Annotated in this window: 22 protein-coding genes; 3 read left to right on the top strand and 19 right to left on the bottom strand. The window is 57.6% G+C overall.

What is annotated here, in order from left to right; translation table 11 throughout:
- Nucleotides 1-104: 104 nt before the first annotated feature.
- Entirely contained in the window at nt 105-650 is a 546-nt protein-coding gene (locus tag Q7F15_RS04340) for a PadR family transcriptional regulator (protein WP_171565928.1), read from the top strand.
- Nucleotides 651-708: 58 nt separating this feature from the next.
- On the opposite strand, the gene rbsB is transcribed toward Q7F15_RS04340, so the two are convergent.
- The 9 genes from rbsB to Q7F15_RS04295 all read right to left on the bottom strand — a co-directional run bounded on the left by rbsB (nt 709) and on the right by Q7F15_RS04295 (nt 9,743).
- Nucleotides 709-1,662 (bottom strand): ribose ABC transporter substrate-binding protein RbsB, encoded by a 954-nt coding sequence (gene rbsB, locus Q7F15_RS04335; protein ID WP_171565927.1) that lies wholly within the window; start codon nt 1,660-1,662, stop codon nt 709-711.
- Between the two features lie 24 nt (nt 1,663-1,686).
- Nucleotides 1,687-2,613: an ABC transporter permease gene (locus Q7F15_RS04330; RefSeq protein ID WP_230077323.1), complete on the bottom strand. Its 927-nt coding sequence runs from the start codon at nt 2,611-2,613 to the stop codon at nt 1,687-1,689.
- Nucleotides 2,603-4,111 carry a sugar ABC transporter ATP-binding protein gene (locus Q7F15_RS04325; RefSeq protein WP_171565925.1) on the bottom strand — a complete coding sequence of 503 codons (1,509 nt, stop codon included), beginning with the start codon at nt 4,109-4,111 and terminating at the stop codon, nt 2,603-2,605. The genes Q7F15_RS04330 and Q7F15_RS04325 overlap by 11 nt, the downstream gene beginning before the upstream one ends.
- Before the next feature lie 27 nt (nt 4,112-4,138).
- On the bottom strand, nt 4,139-4,534 hold the full coding sequence (gene rbsD / locus Q7F15_RS04320; RefSeq protein ID WP_171565924.1) for a D-ribose pyranase: 396 nt from the start codon (nt 4,532-4,534) through the stop codon (nt 4,139-4,141).
- A gap of 9 nt (nt 4,535-4,543) precedes the next feature.
- Nucleotides 4,544-5,461, bottom strand: a complete 918-nt coding sequence (gene rbsK, locus Q7F15_RS04315) for a ribokinase (RefSeq protein WP_304415159.1) — start codon at nt 5,459-5,461, stop codon at nt 4,544-4,546.
- Nucleotides 5,458-6,462 carry a LacI family DNA-binding transcriptional regulator gene (locus Q7F15_RS04310; protein WP_304415158.1) on the bottom strand — a complete coding sequence of 335 codons (1,005 nt, stop codon included), beginning with the start codon at nt 6,460-6,462 and terminating at the stop codon, nt 5,458-5,460. Before Q7F15_RS04310 ends, rbsK begins: the two co-directional genes overlap by 4 nt.
- A gap of 295 nt (nt 6,463-6,757) precedes the next feature.
- Nucleotides 6,758-7,516, bottom strand: coding sequence for a LutC/YkgG family protein (locus Q7F15_RS04305; protein WP_212132086.1), 759 nt, complete (start codon nt 7,514-7,516; stop codon nt 6,758-6,760).
- Nucleotides 7,516-9,012: a LutB/LldF family L-lactate oxidation iron-sulfur protein gene (locus Q7F15_RS04300; protein WP_212132087.1), complete on the bottom strand. Its 1,497-nt coding sequence runs from the start codon at nt 9,010-9,012 to the stop codon at nt 7,516-7,518. The genes Q7F15_RS04305 and Q7F15_RS04300 overlap by 1 nt, the downstream gene beginning before the upstream one ends.
- Nucleotides 9,009-9,743, bottom strand: coding sequence for a (Fe-S)-binding protein (locus Q7F15_RS04295; protein WP_212132088.1), 735 nt, complete (start codon nt 9,741-9,743; stop codon nt 9,009-9,011). The genes Q7F15_RS04300 and Q7F15_RS04295 overlap by 4 nt, the downstream gene beginning before the upstream one ends.
- A 137-nt stretch (nt 9,744-9,880) precedes the next feature.
- Between Q7F15_RS04295 and Q7F15_RS04290 the strand changes: the two genes are divergently transcribed.
- Both Q7F15_RS04290 and Q7F15_RS04285 read left to right on the top strand, forming a co-directional pair.
- The gene (locus Q7F15_RS04290) at nt 9,881-10,567 is read left to right on the top strand and encodes a FadR/GntR family transcriptional regulator (RefSeq protein WP_212132089.1); all 687 of its coding nucleotides are present in this window, start codon (nt 9,881-9,883) and stop codon (nt 10,565-10,567) included.
- Nucleotides 10,568-10,932: 365 nt separating this feature from the next.
- Nucleotides 10,933-12,627, top strand: a complete 1,695-nt coding sequence (locus Q7F15_RS04285; RefSeq protein ID WP_171565917.1) for an L-lactate permease — start codon at nt 10,933-10,935, stop codon at nt 12,625-12,627.
- A 72-nt stretch (nt 12,628-12,699) separates the two neighbouring features.
- Here the strand turns inward: Q7F15_RS04285 and Q7F15_RS04280 are convergent, their stop codons facing one another.
- The 10 genes from Q7F15_RS04280 to Q7F15_RS04235 all read right to left on the bottom strand — a co-directional run bounded on the left by Q7F15_RS04280 (nt 12,700) and on the right by Q7F15_RS04235 (nt 23,879).
- Complete coding sequence (locus tag Q7F15_RS04280) at nt 12,700-12,978, bottom strand: DUF5316 domain-containing protein (protein WP_304415157.1); 279 nt, start codon at nt 12,976-12,978, stop codon at nt 12,700-12,702.
- A 150-nt stretch (nt 12,979-13,128) separates the two neighbouring features.
- Nucleotides 13,129-14,298: an N-acetylglucosamine-6-phosphate deacetylase gene (gene nagA / locus Q7F15_RS04275; protein ID WP_304415156.1), complete on the bottom strand. Its 1,170-nt coding sequence runs from the start codon at nt 14,296-14,298 to the stop codon at nt 13,129-13,131.
- 100 nt (nt 14,299-14,398) lie between these two features.
- On the bottom strand, nt 14,399-14,893 hold the full coding sequence (locus Q7F15_RS04270; protein WP_171565914.1) for a GNAT family N-acetyltransferase: 495 nt from the start codon (nt 14,891-14,893) through the stop codon (nt 14,399-14,401).
- A 115-nt stretch (nt 14,894-15,008) separates the two neighbouring features.
- A complete protein-coding gene (locus tag Q7F15_RS04265) occupies nt 15,009-15,632 on the bottom strand; it encodes a hypothetical protein (protein ID WP_304415155.1) in 624 nt (207 codons plus the stop codon).
- Between the two features lie 127 nt (nt 15,633-15,759).
- Complete coding sequence (locus Q7F15_RS04260; protein WP_212132093.1) at nt 15,760-16,839, bottom strand: NAD(P)H-dependent flavin oxidoreductase; 1,080 nt, start codon at nt 16,837-16,839, stop codon at nt 15,760-15,762.
- A gap of 28 nt (nt 16,840-16,867) precedes the next feature.
- Complete coding sequence (locus Q7F15_RS04255) at nt 16,868-17,542, bottom strand: NUDIX hydrolase (RefSeq protein WP_230077333.1); 675 nt, start codon at nt 17,540-17,542, stop codon at nt 16,868-16,870.
- Nucleotides 17,543-17,706: 164 nt separating this feature from the next.
- Entirely contained in the window at nt 17,707-18,093 is a 387-nt protein-coding gene (locus tag Q7F15_RS04250; RefSeq protein ID WP_253264281.1) for a VOC family protein, read from the bottom strand.
- 143 nt (nt 18,094-18,236) lie between these two features.
- Nucleotides 18,237-18,572 (bottom strand): antibiotic biosynthesis monooxygenase family protein, encoded by a 336-nt coding sequence (locus Q7F15_RS04245; RefSeq protein WP_171565911.1) that lies wholly within the window; start codon nt 18,570-18,572, stop codon nt 18,237-18,239.
- 120 nt (nt 18,573-18,692) lie between these two features.
- Nucleotides 18,693-19,208: a hypothetical protein gene (locus Q7F15_RS04240; protein WP_171565910.1), complete on the bottom strand. Its 516-nt coding sequence runs from the start codon at nt 19,206-19,208 to the stop codon at nt 18,693-18,695.
- A 75-nt stretch (nt 19,209-19,283) separates the two neighbouring features.
- Complete coding sequence (locus tag Q7F15_RS04235) at nt 19,284-23,879, bottom strand: Ig-like domain-containing protein (protein WP_171565909.1); 4,596 nt, start codon at nt 23,877-23,879, stop codon at nt 19,284-19,286.
- Between the last annotated feature and the right edge of the window lie 156 nt (nt 23,880-24,035).

The raw sequence follows: 24,035 nt of genomic DNA, 5'->3' as shown, positions 1-24,035 counted from the left end.
AGCGAGTTTTCGGCGCGATGGCGGCGGGCAAACACGCCAAGTTGAAAACGTTTCCACCTCTTCCTATAATAGTCTCAAACGTAACGATGACAGGAGGCTACAACGTGAACCCGCTTGCGTACGGACTGCTCGGGCTGGTGGCGCGCACGCCCAGCTCCGGTTATGACTTGATGCTGCAGCTTCAACCGTTTTGGCAGGCCAAACACAGCCAGATTTACCCCCTGCTGGCCAAAATGGAGCAGGAGGGGTATGTGGAATTTACCCGCGTACACCAGATAGACCGGCCGGACAAAAAAGTGTATTCGATTACCGAAAAGGGACGCGAGGCTTTGCGGGAGTGGCTGGCGGAACCGACTTCGGAGCCGGTGTTTCGCGACGAGCTGTTTCTCAAGTCGTACTGCCTGTGGTTGACAGATACTGAGTCGGCCCGCAACCTGTTTGCCGAGCGGGAAGCGTACTGCCGGGAGCAGCTGCAGATGTTTGAGACCTTTTTACAAGAGCTGGAGAAGGCCTGCGACGGCCTGCCGCAAGACCCCCGCACTCCCTCCTTTGGCGAATACATTCTGATCCGCCGCGCCATCAGCAGCATGCGCGAGGAAATGGAGTGGTGCCGCTGGGTGATGGACCTGTTGGACAACTCCCGGCCTTAAATCCAATCCATGCGCAAAAAAACCTCCCGCCGTACAGACAGGAGGCTCATTTCCGGTGTTACTTTTTCGTCACCAGCTCCAGATCAACCGGGATGAAGCTGTCCACTTTCTCTCCTTTAGCCACGCTGATTGCCGTTTGCACAGCCGTCTCCCCGATTGCAGCCGGTTTTTGCGCGACGGTTGCCGCCATTTTGCCCTCGTTGACCGCTTTGACTGCGTCGTCGGTAGCGTCAAAGCCGACCACCAGGATCTGTTTGCCCGCCGCTTCGATCGCCTGCAGTGCGCCCAGCGCCATCTCGTCGTTGTGGGCGAAGACGGCCTGAATGTCCTTGTTGCCCTGCAGAATGTTTTCCATTACACTCAATCCTTTGGCGCGGTCAAAGTCAGCCGGCTGCTGAGCCACCACTTTTACACCGTCCTTGTTGTCAACGGCTTCGTGGAACCCTTTGCCGCGGTCGCGGGCCGCGGAGGTGCCGGCGATGCCCTGCAGCTCGACGATGTTGCCCTTGCCGCCCAGCTTCTCCAGAATGAACTCGCCCGCCATTTTGCCTCCTTTTTCGTTGTCAGAGGCGATGTGGGAGACGACGTTTCCGCCTTCTGCCGCACGGTCGACGGTGATTACCGGAATGTTGGCCTGATTGGCCGCTTCCACTGCGGTGGTGATGGCGGCGCTGTCCGTTGGGTTGATCAGGATGACGTCCACCTTTTTCTGGATCAGGTCTTCCACGCCGCTGATCTGCTTGGCGGTGTCATCCTGCGCGTCGACGACGATCAGCTTTGCGCCGGCCTCGCTTGCCGCCTTTTCCGCCCCTTCCTTGAGCGTGACAAAGAACGGGTTGTTCAGCGTGGACACGGCCAGACCGATGGTGATTGTGCCGTCTGCCGCAGCACCGGAGCCACCTTGGGACGACTGATCCGGTGCCTTGTTTTCCAGACTGGACGACGTGGAGCAGCCGGCCAGCACCGACAGCACCAGTGACGAAGCCAACGCCAACTTCAAAAACCTTTTCATGTGTACCTTCCCCCTATGTGATCATTATTTATTGGATTTAGACCGGTCGAGCAATACTGCCACCAGGATGACTGCCCCTTTGACCACCGCCTGGTAGAAAGAGGAGACATTGAGCAGATTGAGACCGTTGTCTAACACACCGATGATCATCGCCCCGATCAGGGTGCCGACGATCCAGCCGCGTCCGCCGGCCAGACTGGTTCCGCCCAGCACGACGGCAGCAATCGCATCCAGTTCGTACGCAGTCCCCGCCGTCGGCTGCGCCGAGTTGAGGCGGGAGGCGAGGATAATTCCGCTCAGAGCGGCAAACAGCCCGCTGATCGTGTAGACCCATACCTTCACCCGGGTCGTGCTGATGCCGGACAGCCTCGTCGCTTCCTCGTTGCTGCCGAGCGCGTAGACGTGACGCCCAAACGTCGTGTGACGCAGGATGAAGTACAGCACGACAAAGGAGAGCACCATCCAGATGACCGGCATCGGAATCTCCAGGAAAAAGCCTTTCCCCAGCATGGCAAAATCGGGATTCAGGCCGGTGATCGGCTTTCCTTCCGTATAGACAAGCGTCAGTCCGCGAAACACGGTCATCGTCGCCAGCGTGGCGATAAACGGGGCGACTTTTCCCTTGGCGATGATCAGGCCGTTGACGGCTCCCATCGCCATGCCGGCCATCAGGCCAATCAGGACGGCCAGCGTCGTGTCCATCCCGCCGGTCATCAAGCCGGCCGTGATGGCGCTGGACAGGGCCAGAATGGAGCCAACGGACAAGTCGATCCCGCCCGTCAGGATGACGAAGGTCATCCCGAACGCGATCAGGGCGTTGATGGAGATCTGCCGCAGCACGTTGAAAATGTTGCTGAGGGTCAAAAAGTCGTCGCTAATAATGGACAGTACGATGACAATCAAGGCCAGCCCGAGGAGCGGGCCCATCCGCTGCAATAGGTTAAACCGCATGGGTGTTCGTCCCTCCCGTCGCCGCATGCATGATCAATTCCTGTGTCGCTTCCGCCCGTGAAAACGATCCGGTGATGCGCCCCTCGTGCATGACCAGCACCCGGTCGCTCATCCCCAGCACCTCCGGCAGTTCGGAGGAAATCATCAGGATGGCCACGCCTTCCTGGGCCAGGCGGTTCATGATGTCGTAAATCTCTTTTTTCGCTCCGATGTCGACCCCTCGGGTCGGTTCGTCCAAAATCAAAATCTTCGGCTTGGTGGCCAGCCATTTGCCGATCACCACTTTTTGCTGATTGCCGCCGGAGAGCGAGCCGGCCGCCTGTTCCCCGCCGGATGTCTTGATCAACAGCCGCCGAATCGTCTCCTCGCTCAATGTCCGCTCCGCCTGCCGGTTCATCACGCCCAGCGACGAGAGCTTTGCCAGATTGGGCAGTGCGATGTTTTCCCGCACAGAGAGCGGCAGCACCAGCCCCTCCTCTTTTCGGTCCTCGGTCACCAGCGCAATGCCCGCCCGGATCGCGTCGATCGGCTGGCTGATGCGGACTTGCTTGCCGTCGACGAAAATGGCGCCGCCGTCCATCTTCTCCGCGCCGAACAGCGCTTTGGCCATCTCGGTGCGGCCTGCTCCCATCAAGCCGGCCACGCCGACAATCTCACCGCTTCTCAGGGAAAAGGAGATGCCGGACAGCTTGCCGCGGACGGTGAGGTTCTCCACGCGAAGCCGTTCCTCGCCAGGCTTCACTTCCACTTTCGGGAAGCGATCCGTGATTTCCCGGCCGACCATCATTTTTACCAGTTCATCCAGGTTGGTCTGTTCCGTCGTCACTGTTCCCACGTATTTGCCATCCCGCAGCACCGTGATCCGGTCGCTGATCTGGAAAATCTCCTCCATGCGGTGGGAAATGTAGATCATGCCCACCCCTTTCTGTTTGAGGGCGGCAATCACCTCAAAGAGGGCGTCGATCTCCCGGTTGGTCAGCGCCGCCGTCGGTTCGTCCAGCACCAGGATATCCGCCTGCATCGACAGCGCTTTGGCAATTTCGATCATCTGCTGCTGCCCGACGGACAGGTTGCCCACCAGCGTCGCCGGATCCAGGTCGATCGCCAGCTGCTCCAGCCAGCGCTTTGCTTCCGTCCGCATCCGGGACCAGTTTACAAGCCCGCTTTTGCCGTAGGTAAACTCGCGGCCGAGAAAGATGTTTTCCATGACGGACAGGTGCGGGATCAGGTTCAGCTCCTGGTGGATGATGGCGATGCCCCGTTTGGCGGCGATGTCGGGGGTCATCGTTTCCTGCGTCTGCCCCTTGACGACAATCGTGCCGCCGTCCCGCTGGTAGATGCCGCCGAGAATTTTCATCAGGGTGGATTTGCCCGCCCCGTTTTCGCCCATCAGCGCAAGCACTTCGCCGCGCTTCAGGTTGAGCATCACCCCGTCCAGCACCTTTACCCCGGGGAACGACTTGCTGATCTCCTTCATCTCCAACAAGTAGTCACTCATGCGCTCTCCCTCCCTTCGCCTCGCGCTTTAGAAGATGACGCCTGCCTGCAGGATCACGTTGGCGTACGGCGTGCACTCACCCGTACGGATCACCGCCCGGGCTTCCCTGGTCAGCTGCTTGAACATTTCGTGGCTGACGATGTCCCGTTCGGCGCCGGGCAGTTCCGCTTCCAGCCGCCGGACGGCCTGCGGGTTGACCCGCTGCCATTCCTCCGCGTAGATCACCCGCTCCACCTGCATCTCGATCAGGACCGCCTGCAGCACGTCAAAGAACGACGGCAGTCCCGGCAACACAGCCAGATCAATGCGCGGAACGAATTCGGGAATCGGCAGGCCGGCATCGCAAATGACGATCCGGTCCGTGTGTCCCAGTCTGCTGATCAGCGCCGACAATTCACTGTTGAGTATCCCCTGTTTTTTCATGGCGTCCTCCTACTCTGCGGCAAATTCCTGCACCTGTGCAAGCGTCGGCATTCCGGCGTGCGCCCCCAGCCTGGTGACGGCCAGCGCCCCCACCTTGACGGCAAACGCCACCGCCGCAGGCACTGTCTCGCCTGTTGCAAGCGCAAAGGCAAATCCGGCGTTGAACGCATCGCCTGCTCCTGTCGTATCCACCACGTCTACCTTGTGGCCGGGAACGCGGCCAAACGCTCCGTCTTCTGTCAGATACGCCGCACCCTTGGCGCCGAGCGTGGTGACGATGGTCCGCACCCCTTTGTCCTGCAGACGGCGCATCGCATCGACCAGCTCGGTGCGTTCGTCCGCTTCCGCCAAAAGGTACAGCTCCGTTTCATTCGGAATCAGCACATCCACATGGGAGAGCAGGTCGTCGGGCAGCGGCCGGGCCGGAGCCGGGTTGAGCACGACCGCCTTGCCGAGCCGCTTGGCCGTCTGGGCCGCGTACTGGACCGTCTCCAGCGGAATTTCCAACTGCAGGAGCACCGCGTCCGCCTGTCTGACAAGCTCCTGGTGCCGGTCGATGTCAGCCGGAGTGCAGTGACCGTTTGCCCCGGCGACGACGATAATCTGGTTGTCTCCTTGCGACAGCAGGATTGAGGCAACGCCGGTGTGCGTCCCGCTTACGGTTTTGACTGCGCTTGTGTCGATGCCTTCACGCTTCAGCGATTGCAGCAGTTCCGCGCCAAACGGATCGCCGCCGACAGCCCCGATCATCGCTGTTCGCGCTCCCAGCCGGGCAGCGGCCACCGCCTGGTTGGAACCTTTGCCTCCGGGAATGAAATGCACCTGGCTGCCGGACACCGTTTCGCCCATTTGAGGCGGCCGGTCCGCTTCCACCACGATGTCGATGTTCAAACTGCCGATTACGACAATCGAAGGGATCTTGTTCATGCTTCCGCTCTCCTTTTCGTGGATTCCCGCGCAACGAGGGTGACCTCCAGCTCGTACAGCCTTGGCTCCATCACGCCGGTCTCAATCGTTTCCATCAAGACTTTGGCCGCAAGCACTCCCATCTCGTAAATGGGCTGGGCCACCGTGGACAGCTCCGGCTGGGTCAGTTCAGTCAACCCGATCCCATCAAAACCGATCAGCGCCACGTCCTCCGGCACTCTTACGCCCAATTGGTACAGCGCTTTTAACGCGCCGACCGCCATCAGATCGTTGCCGCAGAAAATGCCGTCCACGTCCGGGTGCCGCTTCAACAGCTCCTTGACGGCATCAAATCCGCCATCCACGCGGAAGTGGCCGGGCACCATCAGGCTGGGCGTGTACCAGGGGAAGTGCATCACCGTCTCCTCGTAGCCGAGCAGCCGTTTTTTCGCCGTGATCAGCTCCTGCGGGCCGTAGATGTGGGCGATTTTCCGGCACCCCACGTCCAGCAGGTGGCGGACCGCCAGTTTGGCCCCTTCGTAGTTTTGTGAACGGATCACGCTGCACAACTGCCGAGTGGGCGCCCGGTCGAGCACGACCAGCGGAATGTTGTTGCTCCGCATCTGCTCCACGTCTTCCTGCCCCAGGGTGTTGGAGGCGAAAATGATGCCGTCGATGTACTTTTTGCGGAGCATTTCGATGTATGACTTTTCCTTTTGTCCCTGGTCGTCGGAGTTGCACAGAATCACCGTGTACCCCTGCGCCTGTGCCGCGTCCTCCACGCCGCGGGCCATCTCGGGAAAAAACGGGTTGGTGATGTCGGGCAGTATCAGGGCAATCGTGCCTGTCTGTTTGCCGGCCAAGCCCCGCGCCACCGCATTCGGTTCGTACCTGAGCTGCTCAATCGCTCTGATCACTTTTTGTTCCGTTTCCTTGTTCACGTAGCCGTTTTGGTTGAGCACCCGGGACACTGTCGCCACGGAGACGCCCGCCAGTCTGGCTACATCGCGAATCGTCGCCATGTCTGCTTCACCGTCGTCATCTGATCTGTAACCGGTTACACATGATTGGAAAAAAATGAATGATCGGAGTATCCAACCATATGTAACCGGTTTCATGTATACGCTTTCAATATACGCCTGTGCATCCGAGGATGTCAACACTTTTCTGACGCGCCCAGTCCGGACCAAGACGATGCGGCCGTCGTTCACGCAGCGGCGACAATGCTTTTTCTCGCCTGTCCGCTTCCCCAACGCAAAAGCGGGCGTCAGTTGAAGACACCCGCTTTCGTTTGCAGACCACACATATAATGATTCGTCATTCGTCGTCAAGGACCAATGCGTAGACGATCCCCGGTCCGTGCACGCCGATCGTCAGGTCGTTCTCGATGTCGGCCGAACGGCTGGGGCCTGTGATAAAGTGAATGCCCGCCGGCAGCCCGCACCCGCTCCATGCGGCGATCTCGCGCAGCACCTCGCCCATTTTCGTCTTGATCGCAGATGCCTTCACAATGCCCATGAACGCAGTGGGCAGCAGGCTGATCGAGCGGCCCTGAGACGGCCCGGAGGCGATCACCACCGAACCGGTGTGAGCAATGGCAAAGTCGACGACGGCGATTCCCAGGTCGGCGTCGGCTGCCTTTTCCAACAGGCGCGAACGCCCGCCGTTTTCGCCCGATTCCTTTTTCCAGACGTGTACCTCGGCCGGTTTCATGCGGACGTCCACCCGCAGTTCTTCCATCAGCGGATGATCGGCTCGGATCACCTGCTTCACGCCTGTCTCGGCGGCAAACGTTTCGAGAAATTGACCGAGAGCGGCCGTGTCTGCAAAACGCCTGGCAACCCCGCCCAGACTCTTCCAGTTTTTGATGAACAACTCCACGTTGTCCTCCCTGTCCAGCGCATAATCGTTCCAAAAATCGGGCGCTCCCTTTACCGTGCGCTGCGGCGGCTTGGTGAGCTGCGGCCGTCCCAGGCGTTCTGCAATCCGCGCGAAGAATGCCTGTTCCTTTTCCAGAGATTCGCGATGCAGCCGATCAATTTCCTCATGGCCGGTTGGGGATAGAGTGCGGTTCATCAGCGTTTCCTCCTTTGCTCGAGCTGATCCTGCAGCCGTTTTCGAATCTCGTCGCTCATCTCCGTGCTGTCATCACGCAGCTCCTGTTCCAGGGCGGACCAACGCTCGCGGAAAGGCTGCCCGGCCAAACCCGGCAGCACCCGCCCCGCGTTCCATCCCTTGAACGGGCCCCACTTGGCGCGGATCACGCCGTTTCGCAGCAGCGCGGCCTGTCCGATCCGCCCCAGCTTGATCGTTCGCCGAAACGCGTGGCTACTGGAGGCAGCCAGTCGAAACACCTTCATCCCCAGCCTCTCCGCAGGTGCGGTCAGTCCGCTCTCCACATTTCTCCTGCGGATGTAGACCAGCATGTCGTGCAGGGGGATTTTGACCGGACACGCTTCATAGCAGGCGCCGCAAAGACTGGAAGCGTTCGCCACCTCGCCCCACTTGGTCCGGTCTTCATTCAGCAGAGGCGTGAGCACGGCGCCGATCGGCCCGCTGTACACCCAGCCGTACGCGTGGCCGCCCACGTGCCGGTAGACCGGGCAGGCGTTGAGGCAGGCACCGCAGCGTATGCAGTTGAGCACTTCCTGAAACTCCGGGTCGCCCAGTTGGCGGGACCTCCCGTTGTCGATGATGATGACGTGCAGCTCTTCCGGCCCGTCGCCGTCTCCGCTGCGCCGCGGACCGGTAATCGCCGACATGTACACGGTCAGTTTCTGTCCGGTGGCGGAACGGGGCAGCAGCGTCGCCATCACTTCGAGATCTTCCCAGGAGGGGATGATTCGCTCCATCCCCATGAAGGTGATCTGCGTCTTGGGCAACGTGCTGACCATTCTGCCGTTTCCTTCGTTGGAAAAAAGCACAATCGAACCGCTTTCAGCAATCGCAAAGTTGCAGCCGGTCATGCCGATGTCGGCGGCGAGAAACTTCTCCCTCAGCTTGGTGCGGGCAAATCCGGCAAGAATCGCCGTTTCCGCCGGGAGATCGGTTCCCGCCACCTGGGAAAACAGCTGCGCCACCTGGCTTTTGTTCTTGTGGATCGCGGGAATAATGATGTGGGACGGCGTTTCCCCGGCCAGCTGGATGATGTACTCTCCCAGATCGGTCTCCACCGCCTCGATCCCGTTCGCCTCCAGCGCCTGGTTGATGTGCAGTTCTTCAGACACCATCGACTTGGACTTCACCACCGATTTCGCCTGTTTCGCCCTGGCGATGCGCAAGGTGATGTCGACAGCCTCCCTGGCGTCCGCCGCGAAGTGAACGTATCCCCCCGCCGCCCTGAGGTTGGCGACAAATTGGCTCAGGTAGTAATCCAGATGGGCGATCGTGTGCAGTCTGATCTGTCGCCCGCGTTCGCGCCAGGCTTCCCAGTTGCCCAGTTCGTCCGCCGCTGTCTGCTTGCCGGTGCGCAGCTTCTTGGTGGTAAACTTGACGGCATTTCGCAAAAACTGGTCGCGCAGGGCGATTTTCGCCCGCTGCTCCAAGGTATCGGCCGTATGATGTCCGCTCATCGTCTGCTGTTCACCCCTTCGTACAAGAGTTCCGCCAGGTGCATCACCCGCACCTGTTTGCCTTCGTGCATCAAGCGGCCCCCGATGTTCATCAGGCAGCCCATGTCCGTTCCGACCAGGACCTCCGCCTCCGTCTCCAGCACGTGCTCCGCTTTGTCCGCCGCCATCGCCAGAGAAATGTCGGGGAGCTTGACCGAAAACGTCCCGCCGAATCCGCAGCAGTCTTCGGCATAGGGCAGCGGAACGAGTCGAAGCCCGGCTACATTGGACAAGAGGGACAGCGGTTCGTCCTTGACGCCGAGCAGCCGGCTGGCATGACAGGACGGATGATACGTGACCGTGTGCGGAAAGGTCGCCTCCAGATCGGTCACCCCCAAAACATTGACGAAAAACTGCGAAAATTCATAGGTCTTTTCGATCAGCGATTCCGCCTTTTGCAAATAGACCGGGTCGTCTTGAAACAGCGCGGGATAGTGATGGTGAATCATTCCCACACAGGAGCCGGACGGGGCAATCACGAAATCGCTTTCAGCAAACGCGTCGATGATGGTCTTGGCCGCGTCTCGGGCCGCATCCCAGTACCCGCTGTTGAACGCGGGTTGGCCGCAGCAGGTCTGCCCGTCGGGAAAGCGGAGCCGGATGCCGTACCTGGCGCACAGGCGGGCCACCGCTTCTCCCACGCGGGGATAGACGGCATCAGACAAACAGGTGACAAAGAGCGAGACGTTCATCCATGCTTCTCCTCCAGTTCGTCGCTTGGGTATGCCTGACCAAAAATATGTCAGGTTATCTGATGAATTTACACCAGACTATCATAATTCAGGAAAAAAGTGTAGAGTGGAATTATCACTGCCATGGAGGTAACCGGATGTTTCTGCATAAAAAAAGCTATGAAATTATCGCCGAAGAGTTGCAGCGAATCATTGAATCCGGCCTGCTCAAGCCTGGTGACAAACTGGATACGATAGAAAATCTGGCCAAGCAGTATCACGTTAGCCGGTCCACCATCCGTGAGGCGTTGAGCCACCTCAAGGCCCTGGGGCTGATCGAGTCGCGGCAGGGCGGCGGGACGTTTGTCAAAAGCGCCCCGTTCCAATCAGCGGAAACCATGCTGCAGTTGAACAACCCGCAGGTGGAACTGCTGCAGATCATGCAGGTGCGCAAGATTCTGGAGATCGGTTGTGTGGAACTGGCCGCATACAACCGCACGGACGAAAACATCGAAGAGCTGGAGCGGATTCTCAAGCAGATGAAAGAAGCGCTGGGCAACGAAGAGATCAGCCACCTCTACGACGTCAACTTCCACCTGGCCATCGCCCGCAGCACGCAGAACCCGATCCTGCAATCGCTGATCGAGAACTTCGCCTCTTCCCTGTTTCGCACGATGCAGGACATACGAAAGCTGTGGCTGCATACCGAGTCGGCCATGAAACTGTACGAGGAGCACAAACAGCTGGTGGAAGCGATCAAAAATCGTGACGCCAAACGGGGGATGGAGCTGATGGCCAAACACCTGCAGCGATCCGAACTGCCCCTGACCAAGGAAAACAAATGAGCAGCGAGCCCTCGGCTCCGCCTTTTTAGGACGGGCGGGGGCTCGTGCCGTTTTTTTGCAGCGCCGACCGATCAAAAGATTCAAAATTTTTCTTGAATCTTTTTTTCCTGCTTTTTATAATCGAGGTAATCATTCACCAAAAATTCATCAGATGACCTTACTACATGACGAATGACTCTCGTTCATGTCCACCGGAAAGGAGGGCGCTGCCGGACATTTGCCTTACTGTTTTTGCAAACGCTTTCTTTGATTCGCATACAGTACGCTCGTGACGGAACGGACTCTCAACCACCAATTCATCAGGTGACCTTATTACTTTGTCGTGCTTCCTGCTTTGAACTCATGTAGAAACGGGGTGTTTTTCCATGACGTGGACACAAACAGTCGCTCCCCTCAATGGGAGTATCGTACTCTCGGCCCTGGCGGCACTCGTCCCGATTCTGTACTTCTTCTGGGCCTTGGCGATCAAGCGCATGAAAGGGCACGTGGCCGGAATCACCACGCTGCTCCTGGCCGTGCTCGTCGCTGTATTGGTCTACGGCATGCCGGTCCGGATGGCGGTCATGTCGTCGGTTCAGGGAGCTGTTTACGGCCTGCTGCCGATTGGCTGGATCATCATCTGTGCCGTGTTTTTGTACAAGCTGACGGTGAAGACGGGCCAGTTTGATTTGATCCGCGCCTCTGTCGTGTCGATTACCGAAGACCGTCGATTGCAGGTGCTGCTGATCGCTTTTTCATTTGGCGCGTTTCTGGAGGGGGCGGCCGGCTTTGGCGCTCCGGTGGCTATCACGGCCGCACTGCTGGTCGGTCTGGGCTTTCACCCGCTTTACGCCGCCGGCCTCTGTCTGATTGCCAACACTGCACCCGTCGCATTTGGCGCGATCGGCATTCCCATCCTCGCCGTGGAGGGGCCGACAGGGGTGCCCGCGATGGAGATTTCCAAGATGGTCGGGCGGCAGCTTCCGTTTCTCTCCGCCTTCGTGCCGTTTTACCTGATCGTCATCATGGCAGGGGTAAAAAAAGCGGTGGAGGTCCTGCCGGCGATTCTCGTCTCCGGCGTCTCGTTTGCGCTTACCCAGTACCTCACGTCCAACTTCCTGGGACCGGAACTGCCCGACATCCTGTCCGCGCTCGTCTCCATCGTGGCGCTGGCGCTCTTTCTGAAAGTCTGGAAGCCCAAGCAGGTGTTTCGCTTTTCCGCCGAGCAGGCCTCCTTTGAACTGGCGGCCGCTGCCGCTTCAGCAGGGCACGCCGGCCCAAAGCATTCCTCTTTGCAGGTAGTCAAGGCGTGGTCGCCGTTTGTCATGCTTACCGTCTTCATCTTTCTCTGGGGACTCCCCCCTGTCAAAAAGGCCCTGCTCGGCACATACGAGGGGAGCAATCCCCTGCTGAACCTGCTTAATCCGCTCGGGAAGCTGCTTACCTTTACGCCGGAAGTCCCCGGCCTGCACAAGCTGATTATCGACACCGCCGGCAACCCGATGGCCGCCGTGTTCAAACTGGAACTGCTGGCTGCTGCCGGCACGTCGATCCTGGTCGCCGCTGTCGTGACCAAGTTCATCGTCAGGATATCCTGGAAAGATTGGTGTTCCACTTTTGCCGAAACGCTGCACGAACTGCGCTTCCCGATCGTGACCATCGCCTCGGTTGTCGCGTTTGCCTACGTGACCAATGCGTCCGGCATGAGCACGACACTGGGGACCCTGCTGGCTTCAACCGGCGTGCTGTTTCCATTCTTTGCGCCGTTCCTCGGGTGGCTCGGCGTGTTTATCACCGGTTCCGACACGTCGTCCAACCTGTTGTTCGGACATTTGCAAAAAGTGACGGCCACGCAGTTGGGGGTTGATCCCGTCCTGGCGATTGCCGCCAACACCAGCGGGGGTGTCACCGGCAAGATGATCTCGCCGCAATCGATCGCAGTCGCCTGTGCCGCCGTCGGGTTGGCCGGCAAGGAGGCCGACCTCGTCCGCTTTACGCTGAAGCACAGCATCATCCTGGTGGTGCTGGTCGGCCTGATCACGTTCCTGCAATCCAACGTCCTGTCGTGGATGATTCCGTGACGCGCTCGAATCGCTGATGGGCGCCGCGACTTGGCATGAAAAAAAGAGCGAAGCAGACTCGTGCTGCTTCGCTCAGCTTGTAGACCATAACAGGAAAATGGCCGTCACGACAAAAGGGAGTCCGAACAGAAACAAGCGTCCCGCCCATTTCTGCCGCTGCTTGCGATCCTCCGCCGTTTCCGTCGCGTAGTTGGCGCGAATGCGGTCGCCGCTCAGCAGCGCTCCCGAACAGACCGCGCTGAACAGCCACGCCGCTCCGCCGACGACAGCAAACGTGTTCCAATAGCCGAAATACAGTCCGGCCGCCAAACAGGCCAGCCATAGCCCGGCACATACGACCGCGTACTTCACGAGACCACCCTCCCCCTTTTGCCTGCCATTCCTTTATTCGCGATTCGGATCTGCTGCGCCGATGCAGCAGCAGATGATGCTCATGCTGTGTCAGACGGCACCCCCGCTGGACGGTGCCATCCCCCACGGGACAGTCTTTTGTGCCATTGATCACGCCTGTGCGCGGTACACCTGTCTGCCCATTACATAGGTGGCCTCCACTCCGTACGACAGGTTCAGCACGGTAATATCCGCGTCGTACCCCGCCTCCAGGCGCCCTTTTTGCCCGCTCAGGCCCACGATCTCCGCCGGTGTCTGGGACGCCATGGCGACCGCTTCCGGCAGCGGCACGCCGCACAGGGTCACCATGTTCTGCACCGCCCGGTTGAGCGTCAAAATGCTGCCGGCCAGCGTGCCGTCCGCCAGTTTGGCCTGCGTTCCCCGCACGTGCACTGCCTGGCCGCCCAGGTCGTACACGCCGTCGCCGAGCGCCGCCGCCCGCATCGAATCGCTGACCAGGGCCAGGCGCCCAAACGACTTCAGCCGATACAAAATGCGCATCACGGCCGGGTGCACATGCTCTCCGTCGGCGATCAGCTCCGTGCTCAACTGTTCGTGCACCATCGCCGCACCGACCACCCCCGGCTCGCGGTGGTGCAGTCCCGTCATGGCGTTGAAGCAGTGGGTAAAGTGCTGCACGCCGCACTCCACCGCATGCTGCGCCTGGGCAAACGTGGCCCCGGTATGCCCGGCGGAGACGATGACCCCCTGCTCCTTCAGCCAGCGGATCGCTTCCAGCGCTTCCGGCTGCTCCGGCGCGATCGTCACCACCTTCAGCAGTCCGTCTGCCAGCTCGTACAGCCGGCGCACCTCCGCCAATTTGGGTGCGACGATGTGGGCCTCGTTTTGCGCCCCTTTGTAGCGCGGATTGATCCACGGCCCTTCCAGGTGAATGCCCGCGACAGCCGCTCCCTCCGTCCCGGCTCGGCTGACCGCGGCGATGTTGCGGATCGCCTTTTCCAACTCCGCGTAAGGGGCTGTCATCGTCGTCGCCAAAAACGACGTGACGCCGAATCGGGCCAGCGCCCGGGAGATCGTCATAAGCGACTCCGGCGTCCCGTCCATCGTGTCGCAGCCGGCGATGCCGTGCATGTGTATGTCGACGAACCCCGGGCAAATCCAGCCGTCCTTCACCGTCTCCACCCGTTCCGGCAGCGGTCCGGCGTACCCGGCTGACGTTCCCGCGTAGGCGATTGTGCCGCCGTCCACGACGACCAGGCCGTCAGCCACGCACGTGCCGCCTGTGACCACCGTTCCCCGCAGGGCAAATGCTTGCTTCATCCTCCATCCCTCCATCTGCTGTCTTGCTTCATCGCGTGCTGCCGCCCGGTCGGATGATGGCCGCAGGTGCCTGCCGGCGCTCTCAAGCGATGCCGCGCGGCTACGGCGATAGCCGCTTTTCCAGCTCAATCTCGTCGCGCAGCGGGATGCCGTCACTGCCAACGGTCGGGATTTGCGGCTTGAGCCGACGCGCCTGCTCCACAGCATTGCGGTGGACAGCGACCAGTACGTACCCCCGCTTTTGGTAAAAGCGCAGGGCATTCAGGTTGTCGTTGGTCGTCAACAGCCAAACGCGATCCATTCCGCTGTCGCGCGCCACCCGTTCCACCGCCAGCATCAAGGAGGTGCCGACGCCGATGCCTTCCCTCACGCTGTCCAGCGAGACCACCTGCAGCTGGCCGTCGGCGACAGCGTAGGTCACCAGCCCGACAAGCTCCTCGCCGCAGAAAGCGGCAAATCCGGGCAGCTCGTCACAGGCAAACACCTGCAGTCCGTGGCCGTACACCATGTTTGAGCTGCCCCAATGCTCACGGAGAAAGCCGCCCAGCCACAGCCGGTCCGACTCGACCAGGGCTCTGACACGAATTTCGTTCATGCTCGTTCCCCCTCTATTGTATCGCAATCACCCCGCCAGCCGAACACATAATGCGCCGATAGAGGCGAGGTTCCCGACGGGGTTCCGTCAGCACTCTGGCGAACAGCATTACGATCTATTTTTCAACCTCGGTGCCATCGACGGCCGACAGCTTGACAATCAACGCCCACTTTGCCAGTTTTAGCCGCTCGGGGGAGAAATCCATCACGTGCATGGCGTTTTCATCCGTCGCCTGCATGCCCCAGACGGCTACTTGTTCCCCTTCCGAAACCTGTACACTGTCGTGAAGTTGAATCAGCCCTCTTGCCATATGTTTACGCCCGGCGTCCAGTTCCGTCCGGACGCTGGACTGTTCGCTGTCGTCGGCAAAAGCGGAAGTGACCACGTATCGCGTGCTGGCTTCGTTGTTGGCGTCCGACTCTCGTACGGAGATGAGAAACTGGCCGTCGTAATGCCTGTTATTGGTTGACGCGCGGGTCATTGTGTCAAACGCCTGCCCAATGTCCGTTTTGACGCCGTTTTCCCACACCTCAACCACAGCCCGGATCGTCTCTTTCTTTCCTTCGTAGGACACTTTGACGGCCCCTGACATGTCTCCCAGGAACGGTTTGAATTTTTGGGCATCTCCGGCGAACAAATCGACAGGTTCGATGTGCAGCATGCCCGGCTGCGTCCGCTCGGAATTGGAGCATGACAGGAGCAAAAGCGACGACAGCACAAACAGAACAATGCGCAGCATGCCCAAGGTGTGCCATCCTCCCTTCTCCCGCATGAATGATTTCATCTCATCTGTCCGTATGCTGCTCACCGCCGCGCGGGGGACGTGCGGGAGCCTTCGACGGCCGCGATCCCGGCCGTGATGCCATTTACGTCCGGCCGGCGAAACGTGCCATCGCCTGTTCCGTTTCCTCAACCAGACGGCGCATCAGCGTCCCCGCGTCCATCTGGCGGGAGAGACCGCTCCCCTGGCCAGCCCACATCGACAGGTAGTCGCGCTCGCGCTGTTTCGCCGCGGCCTGCCGGATGTCGCGGGTCAAGGCGTTTTGCACCGGATAGGGCGGCACTTCATCCCGGTACGGGGCAATCTCGCGCATGAACCGGTTGCAGACGCCCCGCGCCGGCTTGCCGGAAAACGCGATCGTCAGCGCCGTCTGGTCATCGCCTGCCTCCAGGATCGCCTGTTTGTGCAGCGGATGGGCGCCGCTCTCCGTGCAGACCAGAAACGCCGTGCCCACCTGTACAGCCTCTGCCCCCAGTGCCAACGCGGCCGCGATCCCCCGCCCGTCCATGATGCCGCCGGCGGCAATGACCGGGATATTCAGCCTGTCCGCCAACTGCGGCACCAGGGCCATCAAGCCGATCAGGTTGTCGGGGGAATCGGGCAAAAACGAGCCGCGATGCCCGCCTGCCTCGCTGCCCTGCGCGACCACCAGGTCGACGCCGCTCGCCTCCAGCGCCACGCCTTCGCGCACCGTGGTGGCGGTGCCGATCACCGTGACCCCTCGCCGCTTCAGCTCCGCCATCCAGCGCTGCTCGAGGAGGCCAAACGTGAAGCTGAACACTGGCACCTCTTCCTCCAGCACCGCCGCCATCTGCTCTTCAAACGGTTCGGCAAACCGGCCGACGTCCGGGTCTTCGGGGATGCCCAGCCGCCGCCTCGCTTCGTTCATCAGCCGCCGGACGTTTTCGCCCGGACGCGTATCGCCGCTGACCTCCTCCGGGATGAACAGGTTGACCGCAAACGGTTTGTCGGTCAATTGACGGATGGCGCGAACCGCACTGCGGATCTGCTCACCGCTCATGTACCCTGCCCCCAGCGAGCCCAGCCCGCCCGCATTTGAAACAGCGGCGACCAGCTCAGGTGTCGTCGCCCCGCCGGCCATCGGGGCCTGGATGATCGGCCACTGCACCTGCAGTCGTTTGGTTGCCTCGTTTGTTGGCCACATGCATGATACGCTCCTTTCGCAATCGGAATCAGCGTTCGGCTTGTCCTTCGCCGTCAGGACCCACAAGTTCCAGAAAATGTGCCAGAATCCGTGCGGTCAGCCCCCAGATCACGCGCCCCTCCACCCGATAAAACAAGTGGTGGACGGTGCCGGTCCGCCACGGATACCGCTCGCCGCCCGGTATCAGGTGATAGGGATAGTCCGCTCCCGGCTCCACCTTCATCTTCACCGGATACACTTCCGGCCGGGTGGCAACAAGCGTTTGCAGCGGCACGCAAAACACCTCTTCCACTTCGGCCGGGTTGGGCGACATGTCTGCAAGCGAGTCGATCTGCCCGACAAACGGGTAGATACAGGCAAACGGCGTCACCACCGTATCCAGCGTCCCCACTTGGCGGATGCGTTTAGCGGCCAGCCCCAGCTCTTCGCTCGTCTCACGCCGGGCCGTCTCCCACGGGGAGGCGTCTCCCTCTTCGGCCCGCCCTCCCGGAAAACAGATTTCTCCGGCCTGCCGCCGCATCGTGCGCGCCCGCTTTTCAAACAGCACCGCCAACGTTCCGTCATCCCGCTCCACCAGCGGCACCAGCACGCTGAAGCGGCCCAGGTGCTTCTCTCCCATGATGCCGGGCTGGCGCTGCCCCAGCGCGTCGGCAATTTCGGCAACAGACAGAAAATGGTTACGGGTCGGTTCCTTGCTGTTCACTCGCCGCCCTCCTTTTCATGATGGCGTTTCTACATGATGGCGCTTCCACGGAGAGCAAGCCGCTTCCCCCTGTACTGCCAGGCGTGAACAATCGGACGTCCAGTCGTTCGCCCCCTGGCGCCGCCAGTTCCGTCGCATCGTTTCGATCATTTCGTTCCTGATGGTCAACTCCCTATGTAGCGGGACACCTCCAGCAGATTGTGGTCGGGATCGCGGAAATAGACGGACAGGATGTTCCCCGTCGCGCCCGTCCGCTCCACCGGCCCTTCCACAATCGCAACTCCGCAGTCGTGGAGATGTCGGATCACTTCCTCCAGCGGGACGGACGCGATCAAACAGAGGTCGGCCGAGCCGGGAACGGGGTGATGCGCCTTTGGTTCAAATTCCTGGCCCGCCTGGTGCAGGTTGATCTTTTGACGGCCGAACTGCAGCGCCTTTCTGCCCCCGCCAAAGGTGACGACTTTCATCCCCAGCACCCGTTCGTAAAAACGGCAGGTCTCCTCCACATCCCGGACGGTCAACACGAGATGATCCAGCCTGTCGATCATCATGCTCCCTCCTCCCGACAGAGACGCTCTCTTTCGGCGCAGCATGGGCATCGCTTACCAAAAAGACGCAGTCCCTTTTCATCAGGGTACCACGTCTTTTGACAGGCTGAAACTGGTATTTGATTTTCGCTGGGGCCATTTTTATGTTACCGCAAGCTGTCCAGGGCATAGTCCCGCTCCACTTTGCAGATGCGGGTGACGTAGTGTTCGTACCAGACGGTTTTTCCTTTCTCTTGGGCGGCCCGATGCTCCTCATGACGCTTCCACTCGCGGATTGCCTCCAGAGACGACCAGTAGGAGACGGTCACGCCGAAGCCGGACCCGTCACGCACGCTCTCGACGCCGAGAAAGCCCGGCTGCCCGGAAGCAAGCCGCACCATGCGCTCGGCCATTTCGCCGTAGCCGTTCTCTCCCTCCGTTCGCTGCGACGTGAAAATGACGGCGTAATAGGGTGGGTCCGGTGTCTTGGCAAATCGGTCCATCGTGGGGGTGTCCTCCTGTCAGATCAACAGCCCGATCCTCCGTACAGCCGAGAATGATTCCTTCCGTGCTCGACCAGCCGCTTACAGACCGCTGAACTTGTTAGTTGTTGGGGATTTGATTTACTCTACTTTATCCAGCATGTACAAATTGAATTTTTTCTCTTCTCGATAACCGATATTTGGTTCGCCAAAAGAGAATGGTAAAAACCATCGGATAACGTTGTAACTATTCTCAATCATCCTCTTCACATTGTCTGTATAGGTGATGGTTGTCTCGACGCCAACACCGCCAATCACAAAATCTTTGTTTTCTACCAGACTGCTAATTTCTCTGGAAAGTCTTTCATAAAACCAGCGATTTCTCTCCGACACATGATCTACATCCAATTCCGGATATCGGTCCAGATCGAACCATGCAGAAAGCTCGTAGATGCCGTTGTTCTTTTGTACGTAGCACCCTCCATGTACCGATTGGTTTACCATGCAGCGAACAAAGCAAATCTTTCCCTGCTCGATATGTTCATGCAACAGGGCAAGGTCGGTATCTGGAGATAAGAAATGTTGATGATGATATTCCCAATCCTCGATGATTTCGATCTCGATAATGTCGCAAATGACATTGTTTTTGCGAAGCATCTTGTTACATTCTGAAAATTCGATACCCCTCCTTGTATAGAGGGTTACGTTTAATTGGGCCCCCATTCGATCACCTCAGTCTAGTAAGCGTAGAACCCTATCCGAAAAAGCACCAGGGTAAAGACTAACGAATTCACCATTCTCTTTAACCCGCAACAAATTATTTCCTCGAATAAAGTAAATCTCTCCCGCTTTCTCATCACGAACTACTTTATCATGTACTTTAAAAATATCGTTCGCAAAATTCTTGTATTCTTCATAGTTATTTAATTCCGGGTAGTCGAATCTATGTTTCCCCCATTTCGTACCTAATTGATTGTTATTAAAAATAATATCTTTAAAAGGAATATTTACTTTTGGGGTTTCATTTATGAGTTTAACTGCTTCCTTAGTTATTTTTCCTCCCTTTTTAAAGAAAGCCATGCTTGCTACAAGTGGTCCTTTACGGGCTTCCCATAAAACCGTAAAAATTTCCTGATCGCCAGCTAAGAATAATTCTGTTAAACTGTTATACTTATCTCGCCCCAAAGAGACATCCACATACGCATACCCCAGCAAACGATCAGTTACTTCTCCTCTTTCATTTAAATAGCCAAGCCCACGTTCGTATACATCACGTGCAACATGAGTGCTCCACTTGTTCAATGTTGCTTCGTAAGCGATGACACTGTGGAGGAACTCTTCGTTATACTGGCCGGAAACCGGACCATCATAGAATTGCATCTTGATCAAGTATTCCTGCATGCGTTTAATTTTCTCTGCCTGAATCGTCCGGTTATATTGATCAATTAAAACTTGCAAATCGTATTCCTCAGGATCTGTTGTATTTCTTACTGAAATCCAGGAGTGAATAGGATATGCAGGAGCGTCTGTTGCGATAATCTCTACCTTATACATACCATTCTCGGCATACGAGCCTGCATTCGGCTGATTCACCCGCCCGTCCCATGTGAAATACAGATAGGTTTTGGCCGGCAGATTAGTCCGAATTTCTTCGTATACCACGAGGTTGGAACCTGACCGCTTCACCTTAATAACCGCCTGAGGATGACCTTCGTAGAATCTCCATCGTAACGTGACAGACTTTTGAAATCCGGGGGTACTGTCTACTACACCATACTTGGAGACTCTTTCCACGTGATGAAACCCTGCCCGGTAGCCTCCGCCTATTTCAGGAACAGCTCTTTTTGTCACTCGGGCAGATCTTTCGTCAGGACTGCCATTGTCCCAAATCACCTTGGCGTAATAAGTCCCTGTCTCTTCCGGGATAAATAGCGTGTCCTCCTGATTGGCGTAAAACGTTTTGAGCGGGTTCCCGTCCTTATCCTCTAAGATGAGCACATTTGCGGTTACATAAAGGTTCATGTCCGCCAGCTCATCCAGCGCGAGCTTGAAGTAATCCACGTCATACGGAGACGACAGTCGATCCGTGTAGATTTCGTCCCACTCCGCTGGTGTAGCAGTCTCCCGGGAGTGGTCCAAATCAGCTTCCACTGTCAAACGGGTTGTGACGGCTACACTGTTGGCACCCGGTTCCACTTTCACGAAGTAGGTCGTGTTTCCTTGCAGGATTGCTTCCACTTTGGAGAACAGCTTTCCGTACGGACCGTCGTGGTTGTCGTTTAGCGCAATCTCGTTTTGCAGCAGCGGATCGGCATAGAGGCGAAGAATCGTATCCGCTTCCGCCCCGTTCCCTTGGTACGGAGACGTAAACAGGCGATAGAGCCCGGTTTTACCAGTTGTAAATTTGAAGTAAGCCGCCTCTCCTTGTCCTTTGTTCACATCCGCAAAGGAATCAACAGCGATGTCTGTAAAAGAGAGGCTCGATCCCTCTCCGGCCTGGACCATAAAGTGTTCATGGTACCCCGATACCACGACTGGACTATCTCCCGTTACCGTGACGACCAGTTTCCCTTGTGCCGGTGTGGAAAGGGTATTGGCAACCGAGTCGGTGTTTTCGCGGATCAGTGCGCCGTTTTGGTCATACAGTCGATAGGAGACCTTTCGTCCGGTTCCCTCAATATCAACAGAACTGGTCCACTGGCTCGTGTTGACAAAAGCATACGTTTCGCCCGGGTAAATCGACTGTTTAAACAACGCTGGTTGTTTACTGTCCTGCTCTTCGAACCAGGAACGGAACGCGTTAAAGGTGACGGGATCCTCGGAAGTCACCGTCACGACCAGCTTTCCGCCCGCAGGAACAGTCTTGCTCGAACCGGTTGCATCCCTTTGTTGCGCGTAACCGTCTCCGTCCGCATTATAGATCGCGTAATCAAACGTACGGGCCGATGAGGAAGAGGCATCCATCGCCACTTCCTGGATGTCCACGCTCTTGTTGACAAACACATGCGATTGCCCTTTGGACAGGGTTTTGGTAAGCAAAATTGTCTCGGCCGTCTCTTCCCGGAAAAGTTCATAGTACCCCGCAAACGTTACCGGCTCATCCGTGGTGACGGAAGCCACAAGCTTCCCCCCCGCCGGTACCGTCAAGGCCGTTCCCGCAGAGTCGTGGTTTTGCCTGTACAGGGTTCCATCGCTTTTCCAAATCTGATAACTGAACTTCTGCCGAGACGAACCGGTCGTCATGATACTTGCGCTGTCGGCGCTCGTATTGGCTATGGCAATCGTTTCGTTTTTGGACACGGTCTTTTTCAACAAGGCAGGGAAAGGAATTTCGTACCCTTCAAAGGCTGAGGCAAACCCCTTAAAGGTGACGGGGTGATCGGCTGTGACCGTCACCACCAGCCTGCCGCCTGCCGGGACCAATTTGTAGGACGCTTCGGCATCGCTGTCCTGCTCTTGCTCCGTACCGTCGCTTTTGTATTTCGCGTAATCGTAAATCCGCGTGCTCGGAGATGAAGTTGCGCCATCTATATCAATTTTTTGGATCTTGTCGCTTTTATTGACAAAAACATAGCTTTCCCCCGGCTGCAATGTCTTCACTAGCAAAGCGTCCGACGGCTCTTCTTCCCGAAAAATCTCCTCGTACCCGAAAAACATGATCGGGTCATCCGAGGTGACCGTGGCCACCATCTTTCCGCCCGCCGGTATCGTCACACTGGTGGCTTGTGTGTCAAAAATGCGGGAGGAAACCGTCCCGTCGCTTTTCCACAATTCATAACTAAACCTGCGAGCGGACGAACCCTGTGCCGAGATGGCTGTGCTCTTTGTACTCGAGTTGACGATGCTGATCGTCTGGTTCTTAAAAACGGTCCTTTCGAACAAAGCCGGTTTGTCACTCTCAGTTCCAGTAAATACCGATTGGAACGCCTGGAAGTTCACCGGATTTTCCGATGTTACCGTAACGATAAACTTCCCGCCGGCGGGAACTGTTTTATACGTGGTGGATGCGTCTTTATCAAAGTCGTTCCCAGTGCCGTCCTGATTGTAAATGGCGAAATCGTACGTGCGTTTGTCCGTCTTTGAAGCGTCGATATTCACCTTTTGGCTGTCTCCGCTTTGGTTGACAAAGACGAAAGTTCTCCCTTTGGAAACCGTTTCGTTCACCAATACAGCTCCGCCTGTTTCTTCTACCTGGAAAATTTCGTAGTAACCGGCAAAGGTTACTGGTTGACTGGTCGTCACTTCGGCCACCAGTTTTCCACCAGCAGGGATAATAGGCGTTTTGGCGGAAGAATCAAACGCTTCAGCGTATACGCTTCCGTCGCTTTTGAACACCTGATAGCTGTATTTCTGAGTAGATGATCCGCTCGCGAGAATCGATTCGCTGCTGCCTCCCGTATTTAGGACAGCGATGGTTTCCCCTTTTCGCAGCGTCTTACGAAACAGGGCGGGTATCATACTTGTGGAGTACGTGAAATATTCGGTTGAGCCCTTAAAAACCATGGGGTTGCCGGTTACGGTGACGACCAGTTTCCCTCCGGCCGGTACGGTCTTGCTCGTCACTGTGGAATCCGTATCTTGATTCATCACGCTCCCGTCACTCTTGTAAACGGCATAGTCGTAGGTTCGGTTGTTGGACGAGGAGCCGTTTGTCGTAATGGAATAGCTGTATTTCGGTGAAATGTTGACAAAAACGACCGTTTCGCCCTTTTCCACCGTCACTTCAAACTTGTCGACGGCGCGGACTTCTCGTTGCGGTTGCGCATCCACTTGTTCTTCGCCTTGAGATTCGTCCGCCTGTATCTGATCTTCTTGCTCATTTACGGGTGATTCGGGTTGGTGTTCATCCGCCACCGCTTCCGAATATTTTTCCTTTTCGCCGTTAGCTACTACCTCTACCGAGATATTTGTGTCTTTGCCTTTGTATGTCACGGTGACGACGGCGCTCCCCTTGGAGAGGCCCGTCAGTTTTCCCCGTTTGACTTTTACCACCGATTCGTTATCTGACTTCCAGGTCACCTTTTTTGTAACATCATGGAGCGTTTTATCCGACCAACGTGCGGTTATCTGGACGTTTGTCGATTCTCCTTCTTTCAAGGTTACTTTTGAATGAGAAGGCTTCATTTCCACCAGTTCGACCTCTGACTCGCTGGCAGAAGGCGGCATCTGTTCTGCGGATGCCGATTGTCCCGGATGCATCACTTCTTGGGTAGGTGTCATCTCTTCTGCATAAGCCGTTTCCCAGGGGGTAACGGATGGCACCACACCAGTTACCAGCATGGCCGCAACGACAAGTTGAACAAAAAATCGTTTCATTCTTCCTCTCAAACACAAAACCTCCAAACATGTTAAAAATAACCACATGTTTGTTATCGGTAATCCTTTCTTTTTATTTAACATGTTAGATATTTTTGAATATTTTGCCTGTTAACCCAGACGCGGAAGAATACTACATCCCTGATGCCTCCTCATTCAGATGTTTCT

It is taken from the genome of Brevibacillus aydinogluensis (genome assembly GCF_961514395.1).
GTDB lineage: Bacteria > Bacillota > Bacilli > Brevibacillales > Brevibacillaceae > Brevibacillus > Brevibacillus aydinogluensis.
This window is presented reverse-complemented; position numbering and strand designations above follow the sequence as displayed.

Coding starts and splice junctions, on each gene's coding strand:
- Q7F15_RS04295 (WP_212132088.1), bottom strand. CDS start 9,743: ATGAACGTCTCGCTCTTTGTCACCTGTTTGTCTGATGCCGTCTATCCC.
- Q7F15_RS04305 (WP_212132086.1), bottom strand. CDS start 7,516: ATGAACCGCACTCTATCCCCAACCGGCCATGAGGAAATTGATCGGCTG.
- Q7F15_RS04300 (WP_212132087.1), bottom strand. CDS start 9,012: ATGAGCGGACATCATACGGCCGATACCTTGGAGCAGCGGGCGAAAATC.
- Q7F15_RS04290 (WP_212132089.1), top strand. CDS start 9,881: ATGTTTCTGCATAAAAAAAGCTATGAAATTATCGCCGAAGAGTTGCAG.
- Q7F15_RS04325 (WP_171565925.1), bottom strand. CDS start 4,111: ATGAGTGACTACTTGTTGGAGATGAAGGAGATCAGCAAGTCGTTCCCC.
- rbsK (WP_304415159.1), bottom strand. CDS start 5,461: ATGAACAAGATCCCTTCGATTGTCGTAATCGGCAGTTTGAACATCGAC.
- Q7F15_RS04265 (WP_304415155.1), bottom strand. CDS start 15,632: ATGCTGCGCATTGTTCTGTTTGTGCTGTCGTCGCTTTTGCTCCTGTCA.
- Q7F15_RS04260 (WP_212132093.1), bottom strand. CDS start 16,839: ATGTGGCCAACAAACGAGGCAACCAAACGACTGCAGGTGCAGTGGCCG.
- Q7F15_RS04285 (WP_171565917.1), top strand. CDS start 10,933: ATGACGTGGACACAAACAGTCGCTCCCCTCAATGGGAGTATCGTACTC.
- Q7F15_RS04330 (WP_230077323.1), bottom strand. CDS start 2,613: ATGCGGTTTAACCTATTGCAGCGGATGGGCCCGCTCCTCGGGCTGGCC.
- rbsB (WP_171565927.1), bottom strand. CDS start 1,662: ATGAAAAGGTTTTTGAAGTTGGCGTTGGCTTCGTCACTGGTGCTGTCG.
- Q7F15_RS04270 (WP_171565914.1), bottom strand. CDS start 14,893: ATGAACGAAATTCGTGTCAGAGCCCTGGTCGAGTCGGACCGGCTGTGG.
- Q7F15_RS04245 (WP_171565911.1), bottom strand. CDS start 18,572: ATGGACCGATTTGCCAAGACACCGGACCCACCCTATTACGCCGTCATT.
- Q7F15_RS04250 (WP_253264281.1), bottom strand. CDS start 18,093: ATGATGATCGACAGGCTGGATCATCTCGTGTTGACCGTCCGGGATGTG.
- rbsD (WP_171565924.1), bottom strand. CDS start 4,534: ATGAAAAAACAGGGGATACTCAACAGTGAATTGTCGGCGCTGATCAGC.
- Q7F15_RS04240 (WP_171565910.1), bottom strand. CDS start 19,208: ATGCTTCGCAAAAACAATGTCATTTGCGACATTATCGAGATCGAAATC.
- Q7F15_RS04310 (WP_304415158.1), bottom strand. CDS start 6,462: ATGGCGACGATTCGCGATGTAGCCAGACTGGCGGGCGTCTCCGTGGCG.
- nagA (WP_304415156.1), bottom strand. CDS start 14,298: ATGAAGCAAGCATTTGCCCTGCGGGGAACGGTGGTCACAGGCGGCACG.